Source organism: Halolamina pelagica, from assembly GCF_900115675.1.
Lineage (GTDB): Archaea > Halobacteriota > Halobacteria > Halobacteriales > Haloferacaceae > Halolamina > Halolamina pelagica.
Map to the genome: position 1 here is coordinate 47,784 of NZ_FOXI01000013.1, position 17,481 is coordinate 65,264.

The 17,481-nt window shown below is 50.3% G+C and carries 14 protein-coding genes; 10 read left to right on the forward strand and 4 right to left on the reverse strand.

Translation table 11 applies throughout. The features are described 5' to 3' along the window. Positions 1-2 precede the first annotated feature (2 nt). The gene (locus tag BMZ83_RS16460; protein WP_143076970.1) at positions 3-410 is read right to left on the reverse strand and encodes a hypothetical protein; all 408 of its coding nucleotides are present in this window, start codon (positions 408-410) and stop codon (positions 3-5) included. 243 nt (positions 411-653) lie between these two features. On the opposite strand from BMZ83_RS16460, the gene tnpA reads away from it, so the two are divergent. Then, on the forward strand, positions 654-1,046 hold the full coding sequence (gene tnpA, locus BMZ83_RS13360; RefSeq protein ID WP_074879538.1) for an IS200/IS605 family transposase: 393 nt from the start codon (positions 654-656) through the stop codon (positions 1,044-1,046). 2 nt (positions 1,047-1,048) lie between these two features. Further along, the gene (locus BMZ83_RS13365; protein ID WP_074879541.1) at positions 1,049-2,311 is read left to right on the forward strand and encodes an RNA-guided endonuclease InsQ/TnpB family protein; all 1,263 of its coding nucleotides are present in this window, start codon (positions 1,049-1,051) and stop codon (positions 2,309-2,311) included. Between the two features lie 63 nt (positions 2,312-2,374). Here the strand turns inward: BMZ83_RS13365 and BMZ83_RS13370 are convergent, their stop codons facing one another. Further along, positions 2,375-4,681, reverse strand: coding sequence for a tubulin-like doman-containing protein (locus BMZ83_RS13370; RefSeq protein WP_074879545.1), 2,307 nt, complete (start codon positions 4,679-4,681; stop codon positions 2,375-2,377). A 413-nt stretch (positions 4,682-5,094) separates the two neighbouring features. Here BMZ83_RS13370 and BMZ83_RS16465 point away from each other — a divergent pair, with 413 nt between their 5' ends. From BMZ83_RS16465 to BMZ83_RS13385, 5 genes are all read left to right on the forward strand, one after another. After that, positions 5,095-6,276, forward strand: a complete 1,182-nt coding sequence (locus tag BMZ83_RS16465; RefSeq protein WP_166623292.1) for a double zinc ribbon domain-containing protein — start codon at positions 5,095-5,097, stop codon at positions 6,274-6,276. Between the two features lie 788 nt (positions 6,277-7,064). After that, a complete protein-coding gene (locus tag BMZ83_RS16470) occupies positions 7,065-8,243 on the forward strand; it encodes a twin-arginine translocation signal domain-containing protein (protein ID WP_143076972.1) in 1,179 nt (392 codons plus the stop codon). An 11-nt stretch (positions 8,244-8,254) separates the two neighbouring features. Further along, positions 8,255-9,964, forward strand: coding sequence for a hypothetical protein (locus BMZ83_RS16475; RefSeq protein ID WP_143076973.1), 1,710 nt, complete (start codon positions 8,255-8,257; stop codon positions 9,962-9,964). Between the two features lie 92 nt (positions 9,965-10,056). After that, positions 10,057-10,455, forward strand: coding sequence for a hypothetical protein (locus BMZ83_RS13380; RefSeq protein ID WP_074879551.1), 399 nt, complete (start codon positions 10,057-10,059; stop codon positions 10,453-10,455). 2 nt (positions 10,456-10,457) lie between these two features. After that, complete coding sequence (locus BMZ83_RS13385) at positions 10,458-10,877, forward strand: hypothetical protein (protein ID WP_074879554.1); 420 nt, start codon at positions 10,458-10,460, stop codon at positions 10,875-10,877. 19 nt (positions 10,878-10,896) lie between these two features. Here the strand turns inward: BMZ83_RS13385 and BMZ83_RS13390 are convergent, their stop codons facing one another. After that, positions 10,897-12,297 (reverse strand): hypothetical protein, encoded by a 1,401-nt coding sequence (locus tag BMZ83_RS13390; protein ID WP_143076974.1) that lies wholly within the window; start codon positions 12,295-12,297, stop codon positions 10,897-10,899. A 238-nt stretch (positions 12,298-12,535) separates the two neighbouring features. Here BMZ83_RS13390 and BMZ83_RS16480 point away from each other — a divergent pair, with 238 nt between their 5' ends. From BMZ83_RS16480 to BMZ83_RS16485, 3 genes are read left to right on the forward strand one after another with little or no spacing between them, the layout of a single operon-like run. Beyond that, the gene (locus BMZ83_RS16480; protein WP_143076975.1) at positions 12,536-14,023 is read left to right on the forward strand and encodes a hydantoinase/oxoprolinase family protein; all 1,488 of its coding nucleotides are present in this window, start codon (positions 12,536-12,538) and stop codon (positions 14,021-14,023) included. Between the two features lie 50 nt (positions 14,024-14,073). Then, a complete protein-coding gene (locus tag BMZ83_RS13400) occupies positions 14,074-15,111 on the forward strand; it encodes a histone deacetylase family protein (protein WP_074879564.1) in 1,038 nt (345 codons plus the stop codon). Between the two features lie 16 nt (positions 15,112-15,127). Then, positions 15,128-16,981 (forward strand): pentapeptide repeat-containing protein, encoded by a 1,854-nt coding sequence (locus tag BMZ83_RS16485; RefSeq protein ID WP_143076976.1) that lies wholly within the window; start codon positions 15,128-15,130, stop codon positions 16,979-16,981. On the opposite strand, the gene BMZ83_RS13410 is transcribed toward BMZ83_RS16485, so the two are convergent. Further along, complete coding sequence (locus tag BMZ83_RS13410) at positions 16,953-17,336, reverse strand: S-adenosylmethionine decarboxylase family protein (RefSeq protein WP_074879568.1); 384 nt, start codon at positions 17,334-17,336, stop codon at positions 16,953-16,955. The two genes, BMZ83_RS16485 and BMZ83_RS13410, sit on opposite strands and share 29 nt — an antisense overlap. Between the last annotated feature and the right edge of the window lie 145 nt (positions 17,337-17,481).

The following is a 17,481-nucleotide window of genomic DNA, read 5'->3' on the forward strand; positions in this document are numbered from 1 at the left end:
GATCAACCAACGTAGTAAGCCACGAATTCGACTCGGAGAGTCGTATCTGCAGGTATTTCGTCGGTTTGATAGATCACCGAGGACTCTCGAGTTGATCGATCAAAGTTGATGGACCGATCTCCCTCGACAAACACCTGAACGGAGCTCTGGTCAAGGATTGTATTATCAGCGCCGCTGATGACGATTTGCGGGCTGACTGCACTGTCTCCAGTTACCTCGACTGACCCTGTGACCTCGATTTCATGGCTACTAGGGTTGGAGTCTGAGCTGGCCTCCCATCCGTCGTAAGTACTCGAAAACGAGCCGCTCACAGCTGCACTGGCAATGCCGGCGCTCGCTGTGAAGACGGTTAGAGTAATCACGATAGCCAAGATAGTGTATCGCCGCCCCGAAAACGGATTGTCACGCATATGCCAACCTGTCGGACATGAGTTTTAAATATATTTCTTTCACTTCCCCTGTCAAGAGGTGTGACTAGCAATCCCCTGGCTTTGAGAGCGCCGCTGACTATCTTTCTCCAAGGCGAGAATCCTGCCCTTTAGGGCGGGCGTGAAGCCGACACCTGCCGCACGTTGTACCGTCGGTTGCAGGCCGAATATCCTACGACGACAAACCTTTAGTAGAATTGGGTGTATCGAAATTAATATGGCCAAATGAAGTACAACCTGGAAAAAGGGTCGCACACCGTCTATGCGCTTCAATATCACTTTGTGACCGTCACAAAGTACCGCACAGACATCCTCACCGACGAGATAGCCGAACGTATAGGTGAGATTGCCAGCGACATTTCCGAGGACTTCGGCGTAAGCATCCAAAACGTCAACGGCGGTTCCGACCACGTTCACCTCCTGTTTACAGCGAAGCCCACCACGAATCTCACCAAATTCATCAACTCGCTCAAAGGCGTCTCGTCCCGTAAGATCCGGGACGAGTACCCCGAGACTCGGCAGGCACTCGACAGCGCGTTCTGGCAACCGGGGTACTTCCTCGCCACCACTGGACAGGTGAGCATCGACGTGCTGATGGAGTACGTGGAGGACCAGTAGTGATGTCCACAACCGTCACAAAGACGTTGCAGGCGACGTTCGTGCCACCCACTGCGCACAAGCAGACGAAACTCAACGACTTGCTCGAAACCTACCGTAACGGTCTGCAAGAGGCGTTCGACTCCGGGGCAAGTACCATGTCCGCAGTGAGCGACATCGTGACGCCCTACGACCTTCCGTATCAGGCGAAGGCTGCCCTCTGCAACTACGTCCCGAAACTCCGCAAGACGTACAACGCGCAGGAGTTGGACAACGAACACCCGTTACGGTTCACGAATCAGGCTGCGAAGTTCGACCACTCCGACGAGCGTGAGCACGAGTTTACGTGGTGGGTTCCACGTCCCGGTCGGGGAACGAACTTCTGGATACCGCTCCGTATCAATCCCGAACAGGAGGACCTCTGGCACGATCTCGTATCGGAGGACGCCAAGGCAGGCGAGATACGACTTCAGAAACACCGGAAGAACTGGGTACTGCACGTCACCGTCGAGTACCCAGTCGAAGAACCAGCAACGGACGGTGACATCACATACATCGGCTTAGACATCGGAGAAACCGCCCTCATCACGGGCTGTGCCCTCAAGGACGGTTCTCCGACTGACCCGTTTGTGTGTAGCGGAAGCAGAGCAAAGCATCTTCGAAAGGAGATGCACACGACCCTGAAACGACTCCAAGAACGTGACGCATCGGAGTGGCGTACTGGCGAACGGTTCGATCATTACCAGAATGCGCTCGCCGATATCGTGGAGAAGGCGTCTCGGGAAGCCGTTAAGTACGCCAAACAGTTTGAGAACCCGGTGTTGGTGATGGAGGACTTGACGTACATCCGTGAGCGTCTCGACTACGGGAAGTACATGAACCGCCGGCTTCATTCGTGGGCGTTCGCCCGACTTCAAGGGCGCATCGAGGACAAGGCGACGGAGGTTGGCATCTCGGTCGAGTATGTGAATCCGGCGTACACGAGTCAGACGTGCCATTCGTGTCACCGTATCGGTCGGCGGGACTCGCAGGCCGAGTTCCGGTGTCCGCATGACGACTGTCACGTTTCGACGTTTCAGGCCGACATCAACGCTTCCGCGAATATCGCACGCCGGGTTGACCCGTGGGGAGAGAGCGTCCCGCTTGACAAGGTGGAACGCGATGACTCGCCTCGGGATGGGAGCGGTAGTGACACCGCCACGACTCACCGTGAACAGAGCGAGACACCCTCGCAGATGACGCTCACGGCGTTTCAAGAGTCGGAACCCTCTTCCAGCGACGATTGACTGGTATTCCCCCTGTAGGGGAAGCCTCGCCGTTTACGGCGAGGAGGATGTCACGGTAACTACTTACTGCAGCAAGTCAGGATACGCAAACCGCTTCTCTAAATCCGAATCCGAAATTGATCCCAGGAGCGACGAAACATCTGCTTCTGGGTCAGTATAGCAGTCGTGGATTGTTTCGAACTCACTCGTATAGTCCAGAGAAATCGGTGAGTAAAATCCTAAAAGCGAGAGTGAACAATGCTGCTTCCCATTGACTAAATCATCAACACCTGTGAATTGGTAGTAGAGCTCCCGCTGAAGCGAGTCGACGCTATCATCGGCCTCTAGCAGGATTTCCTCGATAAGGCTATGGTCACTATCTGAGGCGATAACACCCAATTTTCCGGAGGTTTTCCCGAAATGTGACTCTGCAAGATCTTCCACCGGTTCCTCCAGTAGCGTCATCGCCGTTTCGATAGATTGTCGCAGATCCTGTTCACTGAGCACCTCCTTTGAGCATAACGTAGTGAAATTCGAACTATGGAGTTCGCTGTCGATCGGCCTCTCTTCAAACTGGAGTGGTACAGAGAGGCGTCCCTCTTGGGTCAATTCTTCCCTCATCGACGCCGCTAACTGCGACTGTTGTTGTGAGAGACTCGACCAACGCTGTTGGGTTGTTTCCCACTCCTCCTGCTTGTCTTCAGCTTTCTCTTCAAGCCGGCTTCGCTCTTCTTTGAGTTGGTACCGCGAGTTCTTTATTTCGTTTGTTAGAACGGATTCAAAATCACGGAGGTTCTCATATTCCCTACGAAAGCGGTCTGCCCGTTCGAGGTCAGTTTCGAGCTTGGAAAGCTGCTGGCGTGGCCCTGAGATAAAACCAGGAAGAAGGGAATCATCCATCCTCACATGTAAGTCCTCGACTCGACCCTGAAGCTCATCGAGTAGCCTCGCTCGCCATTCCTCAAATGATCCCATTTCAGATTCTTCATCCACCGTGAGCTCTGGCTCCGGTGGTTCACTGATATCCTCTATAGACCACTTCCTCTGAAGCTTCTGGAGATAGCCGCGGAGGGGGTGGGTTACAATCTTCTCTCGAATTTGGTCCCGTAATGAGGATGCACAGAGAAGTCGGATGGCAAGTTCGGTGGGTACATTTTCGGGGATTTGGCCCTCATGCTGTTCCATCAAATCCTGAACCTGCTTTTCAAATATTTCCATTCTCGAGGTGTTGGGGTTGGAAGTGGTGGAAATACCTGAAACGATGTCCTCACATTGTGACTTGATTTCTTCCCTAGGCCCTCCTAGAGTTTCCGCGGGGCTGGACTGGTTTGGTTCATCTCCATTAACTGGACCGTGAGTACCTGCATGCAAGAGGAAATCGATGTACTCAACCGACTTAGTTAGGGATTCACGCTGCTTCCGAAGCGTACCCAGCTCATCGTCGAGGTCCGCAAGTTCCTGATTGAGAGTGTGATACTGCTTGAGTTGTTCAGTAGGGGCTTCAACAGAGACTCCTGCTATGGAATACAAATGCCCTTGCCGAAACCATTCATCGGAGTCCGTTGACCCAAGATAATAGACCAATTGCGCCCCTAGAGAGTTAGTTCGAGAAACGTCAGTGGCATCAAATTGATCTGTTTCGTTGAACCCGAGTAGCCAATAGCCATCAAACGGATTTTCCTGGACCGAAAGCGATTCAGATCGGATGGTAGCCGGCGAAGCGTCGATACCAATTTCGATCGGATATGTCGTGTCGCCGTCAAGGTCCATTAGTCTCCGGAGTTCTGCAAGCGCTGTGTAGGCGTTTGCATAGTGGGCAGGTTCCCCTTCAGGGGCCTCTATCCGCTCCTCAATCCGATTTAAACTCGGTAATGAACCGATTCCGAATATCTCGACTGTCTTTGCGACCTCTTGGCGGCACTGCTGGAGCAACATGGAAATGAAAGGGAACGCTCCAGAACCGGTCCCACCCCCCAAACTATTCACTATCCAGACCTGCAGTGGCTCAGAAGTTGCAGAACAATTTTCGGCCAATGTAGTGATTTGTTCTGTTAGAGCTTCTGAGAGGTGGGCAGAGTCTGCTGCCGAGTCAACGAGATAACGGCCGAGTGGGCGTTGACGAGAAGTACCCGCATCAGGAACGAAGTTGTGGTCACCTTGGAGATAATGAACCGATCCAAAATCTCGATTGGGTGCATCACTGTCGGTCGTCAGCTCATACGTAGTCGCAGACTCTGGGGCAAATGTCTGCAGGTCGCGACTACTAGAGTCGATGGCAAACAACTGAAAACGGTCCGCTACCCCCTCCCTAGAAACGAACTCATCCATCTCAGCGAGAATATCGCACCCTGCTCTGCCAATCCCGACTACCAGCACAGGGTGCGACGTCATCAAACGATGACTATTCTGCAATTGTAAAAAGAATGGCCTTCCAATTCATCGAGATGTCCCATTATCAGGAGTTCTAGTCACAAAGGTCCGGGAGGTTGTAGGTTTATTATACCCTAGGCAAAACGTGCTCCCGAACTACGACACGGCATATAATGGCTCGAACATTTACTCAAAAACTCTCTGCAGAACTCGACTATGACTCCGAGGGAACTGTCCATCTATATGCCGAGTATGATCTCCACCGAAGTCTAGAGTCACTCACACTCTCGTTTCCGGATTATCTGTCCCCAGAAACAACCAGTGGGTTTTCGCACTCTCAACGGCACCAATGTGAGTGGGATGGCGTAACTAATGATCCATGGATTCAATTTCGATACGACGTAGATAGAACGAATTCGGGTGGCTACGAATTCGTGGACACCGGTGGATGGGCCCTACTGAAATATCCACCCATCAACACATCATGGCGATATACAGGCCCGGAGATCGATCTGCAGCGGGAATTTGACGTTGGTCAGGAAGGAGTTGCGAGTTCGGATGGAAGTATTGTCTATCTCGGTCCGCACACTGAAGAGCAGTTTCGAGCTGGTGGGCAGACCTTCCGAATTGCAATCCCAGGACAGGCATCTCTCAGGCCATCGCTCAGTGAAGTGCAAGCGTCACTAAGCTATGCAGCAAACAACCTCGACGTCGGGGGAAAGAACGATGCAGTTGTGGTGATTGCAGCGCCCTCGAATATTAACTGGGGCTGGGGTGGGCTTCAGAGTGGAGTCAATGGTTACTGGGCTGTTGACTCAAGTCGAGTTGGAAATGCGAATAATACGTGGGTACACGAGTATATCCACACCCGACAGGAGTGGACTCCAGACAGTTCGACTGACTGGCTCGTCGAAGGAACCGCGAATTACTACGCTGCACTAGTCACGTATCTGGAGGGCCGAATTTCTTTCTCTGCCTTTCGTCGGTTTCTGGCAATTGATCGCCACAGTGACTCTGTACTGAGCGATCCAGGCCGATGGTCTGCCCCGAACGCACACTACAGTAAAGGACGCCGGGTCACAGCTGCTCTCGACTCGAAAATTCGACGTGAGACGAACGGTGAGAGAACGTTTGAGGACGTTTTCCGGCGAATGAATCGTATCGATGGCCCGCTTACTGATCAAAAACTCCAAAATATAGTTCGGACTGTTGTCGGTCAGAGTCTCAGTGGCTGGTTTGCTAAATACGTCAACGGAATCCAGACACCTGATATCCCTCAGGATGAGCAATTGTTCACCGGGGAAACTATCCCGGAACCTGAACCTGAATCTGAACCCGAACCCGAACCTGAACAGGAAGAGATTGGAGAAACAGATTCTGATGAGACCAATGAATGTCCGGTCTGCGGGAAGTTCGTCACCAGTGATGAACAGTTCTGCGACAGTTGTGGGACAGCACTATTCAGGCAATGTCCGGTCTGTGGGCGTGGTGTCACCGACGAACCGTATTGTCCAGAGTGTGGCACATCGATTCGAGAGGAATGTGATGTGTGCGGATCTCGCCGGCATTCATCGGAGGAGTACTGTTCCAATTGCGGTACGAAGTTCGAAAAATAAAATCGTAGCTCACACTATCTCAGTTACAAACCCGACAGATCGAGATCGTAACGCCGCCATAGAACGTCTTGTTCACTAATTGGTTTCCACAGGTGTCACAGCTCTCGTTTGCTTTGTCGGTAACTCGATTATCAGTAGCTTTCGACCCGCACGCACAATTTGCTCCGACAATATCCTGCACGTAGGATGGACTATCAGTCGTTAACAATAAGAGTATGTTAGAGACCCAACTTGCGGTCATATGATAGATCGCAGTACTTCCGGCTCCCCTTCCAAATCTAGCACTAGTTGAAAATCTAAACAGAGCCGACACTCCATATCCTCCCAGTCGTTTACTGTGGTGGCGAGCTCAGCACTGATGTGTAGAGCCTAAATTCAACTACTTCGAGTCAAACGATGTTATCGATCCATCCACCCGTTCGGCCAGTTGGGCCTCTATGTCCTCCCGGCGGAACCCAGCCGGTGCGAGCACAGATTCAGCAGCTCGACACAATTGATCCCGATAGAACTCGACATCGTACTGCTCGGGCTGCTCATACAGAAGCGACACGCGCGCTCGACCATCCTTCTCGTCATCGACGACGAATACTCGACATCCTGCCTGGGATGTTTCCCCATTCCTAGGTCGGACGCTCGCTCGAGTGCAGCGACGTTCCTTGTAGTCTGCGTGTACTCCTCGACACGTTTCGAGACACGATTAGCAGAGAGGTGGAGCTCTCTGGAGTAGTAGCAGAATAGGAATATTCCAGAGAAACACATAACTGATACCGTGTTAATTGCATGTTCAGATGGTTACCCGGCGACAGTTCCTCGGAGTGGCCGGCACGGGAGTTGCTGCGATGGGATTGTGGGGACCCAGAGCTCACAAGCAATACTCGAATATCAAACCCTCACCGACGCCCATCGATAACCCACAACTTCCGGATACCGCAGATAGATGGCCAGAACTCGGCAAGTGGAACCTTCCGGGGGACCCTCACTGCGTACTCCCTACCGATGAGGGACGCTGTTTTGTCGGAGGGAAAATCGAACAGGGCTCCAACGGAACCAGCTACGTTGCGTTTCGGGGGACACAGGCAGATACTGTGGTCCACAAATTCAACACTGAATCGTCGAGAATTGAGTCTATTACCGACCTCACCCTGGTTGGGGACAGTGTCATTGCACTCCAGACTATCGGAGACACGGGCCATCGACTCATCCGTTTGACCCGAGATGCGCAGATTCAGTCAATGACGAAGACCCATTGGCGTGAAACTCCACTTTGGGATCAACAACTGTTCACTCGTCCTGCAGATGATGAATTACTACTCGCAGGGGTCCCGGCCGATTCAAAATGGAACGAAGGGCTGGCTGTAGTTCAACTCACTGCAGATGGGACACCACAATGGAGCCGCACATATGGGAATGGTGTCAATCCCTTCAACGTCCGATATAGCGGTCAAACGCTAGCTGCTAACGTCCAGAGACACACAGATTCTGGCAGTCCGACTGCGTTAATGGTCGTAAGGGGAAATGAACTCCTGTATCATCGGCGTATCCCTGGAAGGAAAATTTTCGATATTCGGTTGGTAGACGACAGCGACGGTGATGTTGTTGTAGTCGGGAAAATCAGTGATCAGAATCCCGAACAGGGGTACATCGCTCGGCTGGACAAATCTGGTGACCCACAGTGGTGGCGTACGCTCCCCGAGCCTGACCAATCGACAACGTTCATGTCCATCATTGAGTCTGAGGAGGGATACCGAATCCAGACCATCGCCACACCTGAGTCGAAAGGTCCTGACTATTCGATCGAAATGGCTATTGACTCGAGCGGAGAGGTACAGGGTTTTCAATCGTATCCGATGACCGTCTTTGGCGGGCAATTCGGGGAGAACAGTGTATTTGTCACGGAGTCTGGTGATCAACCTCAACTGCTCCAGTACCGAGATATGAATCGGCCGGACGCAGGTGAGAACGAATGAATTGGCCCAGGATGCTCTGGAAGGCCAAACAGGTTGCAGAATGGGTATACAAGCTTGCCTCCACCGAGCGGGTCGTAGTCATATTGAGCCTTTTCGCTCTATACGGGAAGCAAATACTCGAAGCCATTCAGGCAACTCCCATCGCGGGTATCTCCAGTATCCTTGGCCCGATATTCAGTGGAATCGACGTCTTCTACTGGAGCGGTGTGGCTATGATGTATTTCATCCATCTCTTCTCGATCAAAGAGGTTTACCAGCGATTTGATCTCGAGCTATTCGATCAATATCCGAGCTTCTACCATGCATTCGCTGCCGTCGCTACAGTCATTGCACAGTATGTCCTTATCAGCAGTATCCCTGGACAGACAGCTCCAAAGTACCTCCAATCCTCCCTCACGACGCATAATATCGCCGTTGTGCTGCCATTTTTCGCCTTGATTATATTTGCGAAACTGAGGTCAAATAGCCCCCTCAGCCACCCTGGAAGCACATACCTCAACGTCCTATCGAAATTTGGGATAACAGAGGACGAGCGCCGAGAAGTGTACAATCAGAGCGATTTCCGTCGGTTTGGCACCTATGTAATGGTCATAGCTGTGACGGCGGTCTACTTCTCTGCACTTCTTATCATGGGAAGTTTCACAGCAACTTTGCGAATTTACCCGGGAGTACTTGAGATCCTCGCAATAGTTGCAGTAATCGGGTCAAAAGCACTCCGGACATCACGAATGGGGAAGCAACGAATCACTCTTGCCGACAGATTCGAACAGGCTGCAGCTTTTGATTCTCCGTTCTATGATGTAATTAGCGACACCCCGCTTGGAGCAGGGTGGGGATTCATGTTAGCCCTGCTTTTGGGTACGATACTGGTGCCGCTGCCGATACTCATACAGCCTGGAGTCGGCCCATTTCCGATTGATACATTCCTAACCGGGGTCAGTGCCTTTGTAATCCCCAATGGGATTCCGACTTCCCAGGCGATCGGGATGATCGTGCGGTCGGTCTTCTGGGTCGTATTTGCGTCCACGCCGTATCTTGTTGCGATCTATGGCCTCTGGTTCTGGTACCAGATGGCCCGTCGAACCCCCAGCATCATTCAGCAACGAGCCCTAGAATCGGAAGTTTTCGAGTACGATGAGGATGTGGACACACCACCGGTAGCCCGACCTCGGGGATGGCTTCTACCAGCGGCCGGGCTACTTCTTGTTACTTTTTCACACCCACTGTACCAGCAATTGCCCGGGTTACCAATTGCTGAATTGAATGCCCCAAGTATCCAAATAGCAGCCTGGATTACAGCATTCGGGTTATTTGGTTCGAGCGTACTTGCAACAGCAACTGCAGAGCCAGAATTGCCGCGATTCCCCACGGTCGAACTTCTGTTGCCAGCCCTATTGATTGGCGGGTCACTAGTATATGCCTCAAGACAATGGGGTCTCCTGCCTTCGTATGCTGTTTTGGTTGGGATTATCCCCTTTATAACATACAGTGAAGAATTGTTTAACTGGATTGTTGCACCCTCTCGGCAGTCGAGAATTCTGAGATCCCTTCCAGCGGGGATTTTCATTGGGCTGGGGGGATGGCATGTCCTTGGGGCTATCAGCGGTGTCGCCTACGGCTTTGCTATGTTTGCGACGTTCTTCTTCACGGCAGAGTGGAAGGCACGTGAACAAGTCAAAGAGTCCAACGATGCAGAGTCAGAGAAGTCCTCTACCGAATGAGTAGGGAAGACTGCTTTGTGTCGTTGGCATTGTATCAGAAAGCGTTCATTGTCCCCGCAGATTTATCAGCAACCACATATAGCCTACCAAGCATGTCCCAAGAAACAGACTGGCCCTCCCTCATAGCAGGGAGCGTGCTCGTCGTTGCTGGCTCCAGCATCGCCGGTCTGTATTCATTCGATGGACAGGAACTAGCCGTATTCGTTGGCTTTTGTCTGTTCGTCCTCGGCTACTTTCTCGCCCGCGACGGTTGGGTGATCCTCTCGCCAGTTGAACACCCAGTCCGAGATGCTGAGGCGTCACTCCACGCTGACCACCCATTGGTTCGGAGTGCCGTTGGCCTCGTTGGGATCTACGGCATCGCAGCAGGAGTGACACAGTTTTCGCTTACAGTGATTGATCCAAGCGTAATCAGTGCGGTCAGAGCTGGTGTGTACAGCGTTGGAGGCTATGCATGGACTCACGTCGTTATCCATCAGAGTCTTTTCTAAGTATGGTTGGCCAGATATTTCTCAAACGTGGTCACATAGGCTTTCTCGCGGGGCTTGCTACGACCTCAATGGGCCTCTCCTCAGGGTTTATCTGGGCCTCAAATGGACAGGCAGTACTCGTTGTGATCGCCGCTATCGCTGCTTGGACAGGCTATCTCGGAGCTCACTATGCCGTCACCGGACGGTTCCTCGATGGGGATACGCGTCAAAAAGAAGGGATCGGCGGCCGTGAAGCTCTCCATCTCGACGCAGGCTGGCAGTATCTGGCGGTCGGTATCGGTGTCAGTATCCTCATTTCAGGGATGGTCATCGGTGCGGTGTATATCAACCGAGGGAACCACCTGGCGACGAATATCGGTGGCGTGCTCTTCCTCGGTGGGTACGTGATTGCCCATTACGGCGCAACGAAGGAGCTCCTGTAAGATTTGACTCCGCAGAGGATTACGCAAGCGAGAGTAACGAGAGTATGACCGAGATGGCATCGATCGACAGTACAGTCACAAGTAGCCGATCATTGATCGGCCACTCCGGAGCCTCTCGGTAAGTCTGGAGGGTCTCGATATCTTCTCTAGACCGGCCCTCGGATGATCGCTCCCGCTGTATTTCTCGACGTTTGTCACGGACCATTTTTTGGTGGATCTGCCAGAAGGAGAAGTATAACCAAATCGCAATAACGGCCCCGTAGACAGCGACCGGAACTGCGTAACTTGTCGCCCAGATCAACGGGTCCCATCCAGAGATCATTGCTTCCGTTACTGGACTCAGCGGGTCTCGTGAACCCTGCACGTGGAGCCGATAGACCAAGTACACTCCAGCTAGAACTAAGAGCGAGTTAACACGTGTCGCAAATCGGCCGAAGTCACGGAACCCTCCTGCGTCGTCTTCATGGCCGGGAATGTACTGGAGGGTTTGTACGTTGTCAGAGAGTAATTCGTTTAGAAACCGGACGAGAAGTACGAATTGTACAGCCAAAACAACGATCGCGATATCGATCGCCGTGACGATGAGCAGTGATGTTGGAGCATCAAGGACGAACGGCCCACGGCTGACCAGCCAGATTCCGACAAATTGAGCAACAAATAGGATACTCACCAAGATGACCGCTGGGGTATTGCCTACTTCAATCGCAAAGGCGTCCAAGAAACGAGGTAGAAAGACGTTTTCGTACGAATCTGCGTCAGCACTCGTTTGGAGAAGGTCAGTCTTGTTGAGGTTAGTGAATAACGTCTCTGTTCGGCGCATTCCGTCATAGACTAGCGGTCCCCCCAGGTACACTAACAACAGAAACCCAAAGCTGTAGACGATATTCGGCTGGAGGTCACTGATGGGGGTAAAGTAGACTGTCCAAGCACTCCAAGCGGCACCCACCAGAAGTACCGACAACACACCGTAGAAAATCCCAGCATGAACTAACTCGACAGTCATCTCCCGCAGCTCTTCATCACCATCAGCGGTACTGAAGATGAACGCGATGAGGAGAATAATCGCTAGCCAGAGGGCTAGCCCACTAACCAAACCGATCGAAGCAAGCCCCACCTGACCAGGAATCAGGACCTCTAAACCGTTGATCTCAGTCACCGCAGCTTCAACTGTCAAAAGGAGCAACGCCCCCAGCACAATTACAGGGGTGTGTCGAAATGCGTAGGTCAATACCCGGGAAGATACTTGTGAAATGCGTGATTTCGGCTCGGTGCCAAAATCGAGCATAAACGGTATATCGTCAGTTACGTCAAAGGGATTCAGTGAACAGTATTCGTGGAGATAGGTCGGGCTAGAATGTGGCTCATCCAGATTCCAGACCCATAACGAATTCACAGCGTCGTTCGATTGTTCTTCATCCACGTGTAGATCACCATCCAATCAGGAACTGATATTAATCTTGGCTGATACTGGAGTCCTCATAACACAAAAACATACCTCAGGGATTCTATTTAATGACATTATTGAAACACATACGCTTCTTTGTTATTGGTCGATTTGGCCGTCGAACGGATTAAGAAGTAGACTTCAGGAGGATTAGTACATATCAACCCACTACAACCACCCAAATTCTTTATTTTATCTCTGTGTATCGATTGATGTGATACTCTATTTAGAGATTGAGTTTGGACGTGTGGTTGGGGCTCTAATAGAGAACGATGAAGTCACTGACTATGCTACTCTATCGGATATAAATACCGCCGATGATCTTGCCGAAGTTCTTTCTCAATTTTCTGCTAATGATCGCAGTGACGTTGATCAAGTCCAAGCAGCTATCGGGAAATTAGCCACACAAGATCAGAGGGGGGAACTCCCAAGCTGCACGGCGATCCTAGCCCCGGGCTATGGGCTGCCAGTGGAGACCGAGACTATTGCGAATCACACTAAGAGTATTGATGGTGGTTTGACCCCACAAGGGCAAGTCACTCAACCACCACCAACAGAGATCAATACCGATACAGAGAACGCCGTAGTTTCTGCTAAGTTTGGGCATAAGAATCCAGATTATGAAATGGATATTGGTGCGGAAATTGCGGCTTCCTCAATCAGATTTGGACATAAAGTCTCAGGAGAAATGGGGTTCCGGGAACGGACAAAAACAGCTGTAGCCAATGTTAGACTCTCGCAGCTCTATCACTCAATAAAAGACCAATTGAAGCAGGCTGTATCGAGCGCAGATATCGAGGCCCCACTATATGCAATTAGAAGTGATGGGACATTAGCAAATTTAGATACGATTGATGAAACGCCGGCTATGCTATTGTCTGGAGTAGTAGCTGCTCGAGCCTTTGGGGCAAATTCTCGGGTGGAACGAGATGGAGCTGTTCTCACCATGACTCCAGATACCACATACATTGTCCCTCCATTCATACAAGGTATCCCGCTCGAACAGGGCTATTTTGCGGGAGATCTACGGTCTGGGTACACTTCTATTCAAACCGTTAGTGTTCCAATTGGATATGATACGCCTGTTTCTCAACTTATTTCCGCTAATATAGATTCCTCAAAGGATCTCCAGTCGGTCCTCAGACCCGGTGACTTCAACGATGAAGACTCAACCCTAGCTTCTGGTCAGATAGACAATAAAGAAAAAGTTAGGACCGAACTGATAGCTGAACTCCGCTCGAGTGTCAAGGAACTTTCTCAATCTGCATCTACTGTTGATACACTCATTGCAGGAGATCCATACATTGCATCGGTCATTAACGAGTTAGCAGACAGTTTTGGCGCTCATGGAATCGTCCCAGACACAGTAACGACGGTTGGTGCATTCAGTTGCTCCAATTCAGAAATCCAAATTACTGTCCGGTTACAGATCGACACTGCCAGAAACATTATTTCTGTTAACACGAATGGGGAGATCTATTCTGAACAAATGGACCTGTCTAAAAAGTTGAATAGACTTGATGTTGAGGACTTTGTCAAAGAGTACGTAACAAATAGTTTACAAAAACACCAGCAACCAATTGCATCGGTCGATATAATTGAGTCACGAGTTGTCACCCTAGTCGAAGATGATACGCAAATCGGTGAACTGCACACAATCATCGCAGAAGGTACTGCCAAACCGGAGACGGGGATGAAATGACATATCTAGAGCGTGAGTCGTTTTCAGAGTACGATCAGAGTCTAGCCCTAGTGTACGATAAAAAATACACGCAGTATATGCAAGGGACGACCCATCCAGAGCGTCCTGAGAGATTAGTCTATTCACTCGATATGATGCGTGAAGAGTCTTTGATAGGCGACGTTATCCAAAAGGTGACGCCAGAAAGTGCCTCACTCGATTCCATACAGCAGGTACATACAAATCGGTATCTCCAGCGTCTTTATCGCCAATCTCGGAAAGGGTCGGGATCTATAAGTGCTGATACCAAGATTACTGATCAAACATGGACTGCAGCAAGGCTCGCTGCAGGAGGAGCTATCCGGGCTGCCGAACTGGCTTGGGAGCAACAATATGATAGTGCGTATGCCTTTACACGCCCACCAGGTCATCACGCACTACCTGACCGAGCTCACGGCTTCTGTTTTTTGAACAACACCGCGATTGCGACAAAAGCAATCCGACAGGAAACAGATTGTTCCCGAGTTGCAATCTGGGATATTGATGCACATCACTGTGACGGCACGCAACGCGTATTCTATGAGGATTCTGATGTGCTAGTTACTTCGATACACGAGGAAGATGCAACAAAATTCCTCAATATTGGAGGTACAGAGTATACTGGGGAGGGAGAAGGGAGAGGTCGAACCGTTAATATTCCCCTTCCCCCTCAAGCTGGTGACGATGCATATCAAGCCGCAGTAGAGCAAATCGCTCAACCAATTTCCGAGTCATTCAGTCCAGATATTTTGTTACTGGAAATCGGGTTTGATGCTCATTTCGGAGATGCACTTTCTCAGATGCATCTTACTGCTAATGGATATGGAGACCTCGTAAGAAAGGCCCAAAACTTTGCTAATACCCACTGTGATGGACGTCTTGGGTTGATTCTGTCTGGAGGCTATGATTTCACAGCAGGACTTCCATATAGTAATCTAGCGACGTTAAATGCACTTCTGGGCGGTCCCGAAGACTTTGTCACCGAACCGAACCAGCCTCCAACCCAAGTTACCGGAGAAAATCATATAACACGAGCACGAGAAGCTCAGGCACATCATTGGTCTCTCTGAGAGCTATTCCCCAACTATGACTACTTGTGAATTCTCGCCTCAACCAGAGAATTATCGTGACACTGAGGAATTCCGGCTACTTGAAATCGGTTCGTTAGAATGCGATCGAACAACCTCTGCAGATCGAGATCATTGTCTAATCCATTCCTCCGATCATAATACAAACAAACAGGAGATACTCAGTGAAGCTCTTTCTAATGGAGAAACCCTCTATGGGGCGCGAGCTGATAGATTGGATCTCCGGCAAATCGGGGCCGATCAATCGACAGAACCGATTGACCTGCGGTGTGCTCACATCGGTACATTAGATATTCGAGACACTACGGTAGAAAGGCCGCTATTGCTGGATGGAGCTACAATTGATACGATTCTCGCAACTGAGACAACGTTCAATGCCCGCGTTTCCATGGCCTCTGCTACAATTCAGCAAGGTGTGGATTTTGAGAGCGCAATTTTTCGCGAAAGTGCCTATTTTGCTGATGTAGTATTTTTCGGCGAAGCTCGTTTTGCGAATATGACTGCACGCAATGAATTCGTCGCGTCACATGCCCAAATCGATACCAATATCGATCTAAACGGGGCTTCTTTTGAAGCACTTGCTGCATTTCAGCACACAACATTTGGCGGGTGGAGCGACTTCACCGAAGTAGATTTCCAGAAAGCGCGATTCGATGAGGCTACTTTCCACGATATCGCTCAATTCGAGGAGTCGTCGTTTGCTGATGCCGTTTTTAACCGTGCTGAGTTTGGCGGTGCTGTATTCAGAGATTCTTCGTTTACCACTGGAAAATTCCACGAGGCGTCGTTTAACGGCTGGTCGAGATTTGATAATGTCTCTGTAGAAGAGTCGATGAGTTTTGTTTCAGCTGAATTTTCTAATACTCTTGTTTTTGAAGATTCTGGCATCAATGGTGGACTCATATTCACTAGTGCACGATTTGATGGCGATCCAAGCTTCCGTTTTGACGGTGCAAAATTGATGGGTAAGACCACCTTAGACGGGATCTCATTCACCCAGGGAACGTTTACTGGCGCGATCTGTAATGAAATATATTACCAGAAGAAAAGCCTCCCCCGATCGTCGGAACTCCAAAATAAACATCGGCTAATAGACTTCACAGATGCGAATATCAAAGATGGCGAGCTCACATGCCAGGATCAAGGGGAGATCTATTACGATCTAACGGACGCCACTATTGGCAGTGTTAGCTTTGCCACTGAGAACGGGAAAAACCCCTTTAAGAACCTTAGCGTATATCGAACCGAATTTGACTTTTTCGACTTTTCGAGATACCGTAGTTATCTATCGCCAAATTGGAACCTCCATACTATCAGTGACCAAGCACCGATTGAACAGAAGCAAAACAATTCTGAGTTAGAAACAACGTATCTAAAGGCAAAGAATGGAGCCGAAGATGCAGGGGATAACAGGTCGGCCTCTCAATTCTTCCTCAAGGAACTCCGCTATCGGCGCCGCGATTATCTAACCCGAGCAAAGACTGCATCGCCCCAGAAGTCTGCTGTACTCTGGGCACGAGCAGGGTTCAATTTCTTCTATGATATAACGAGTGGATATGGGGAAAGACCAGCTTCTGTTGTGATTTCAGCCGGCACAACAATCCTACTGTTCAGTGCCGCATTCTTTTTGATGTTCACAATGGTCGGCCGATCCCCACCTTATGCTGATCAAGGCCCTTCACAACTCTCGTATCTTGTATTTAGTATGGAATCGTTCGTCCAGTTTGTCCTCCCAACCGATGGCCATATAGAATCGTTATACATCCGCGGTTTTGCCAGCTTAGAAGGCTTTATTGGAGCCTTCTTTATCGGGTTATTCGTTTTTACTCTAACCCGGTCGGTTCATCGGTGATTTCGAAGGACCGCCCGACAGTATGAGAACGAGCTGATGAATAATCGAGCCTATCAAGAAAATATCCAAGAAAATCAATAGTTCGATCTGAACTCCAGCAGGTATCGATGGTCAGAGACATATAATCGTGTTCGGGCCAACTGTGGACAGCGACATGAGACTCTGCAAGGAGTAGCACAGTAGAGAAACCCTCCCCCTGTGATTGAAATTCATGTGACTTTTCTCCAACTACTGTTAGGTCTGCTTCTTCACACGAGTTCCGAAGGAACCCCTCAACAAGCACCCTGTCTTGCACGTGTTTCTCGTCTACTCCATAAATATCATATATATGAACTTCTCCCTGCGAATCTTCCATGCAATCACAGTATGCGTAACGATTTACATATACCTTGGCACAGTCACAATGGTCGTGTTTAGTTAAGCATGAAGAGTGAGGCGTGGTGATTTTGTGCTGATCTATGGCAGAAATCACACGCCTCAGCGGTCATAGCGACTGGATT